Origin of the sequence: Capnocytophaga sp. oral taxon 332 str. F0381 (assembly GCF_000318275.2) — a bacterium.
GTDB classification, from domain to species: Bacteria; Bacteroidota; Bacteroidia; order Flavobacteriales; family Flavobacteriaceae; genus Capnocytophaga; species Capnocytophaga bilenii.
This window is the reverse complement of record NZ_KB291314.1, coordinates 382-1,068: the sequence shown is the minus strand read 5'-3', so window position 1 is coordinate 1,068 and position 687 is coordinate 382. Positions and strand designations below refer to the sequence as shown.

General features: G+C 44.7%; 1 pseudogene. It reads left to right on the top strand.

The features are described from left to right. A pseudogene (locus tag HMPREF9075_RS12615) lies at nucleotides 1-687 on the top strand (hypothetical protein); the annotation flags it as partial.

Here is a 687-nt window from a genome sequence, read left to right as displayed (position 1 = left end):
AAGGTAAAGTAATGGTGCCAAATAATACGCCAGCAGGGGTTTATACGATAGTATATGAAATTTGTGAGAAACTAAACGCAGGTAATTGTACTACTACTACAGCAACTATAAATGTGGTAGGAAGTGTAACGACACCAACGGCTACACCTACAATTACAGCAACTCCAGATGTGATGACCGTAATGGTGGGTGATACTAGCAGTAGTTCGGTAATAGACAATGACCATATAGGTACAGCAACCACTACCACTAGCACGGTAAGCGTATCGGTAGTAACGCCTGCAGCGCCTAAGAGCGCAGGGGCAGTAACACCAACGATTACCAGCGAAGGTAAAGTAATGGTGCCAAACAATACGCCAGCGGGAGTTTATACGATAGTATACGAAATCTGTGAGAAGTTAAATGCAGGCAATTGTACTACTACCACAGCGACTATAAATGTGGTAGGAAGTGTAACGACACCAACGGCTACCCCAACTATTACAGCTACACCAGATGTAATGACCGTAACGGTGGGTGATACTAGCAGTAGTTCGGTAATAGACAATGACCATATAGGTACAGCAACGACTACTACTAGCACGGTAAGCGTATCGGTAGTAACGCCAGCAGCACCTAAGAGTGTAGGAGCGGTAACCCCAACGCTTACTAGTGAAGGTAAAGTAATGGTGCCAAATAATACGCCAG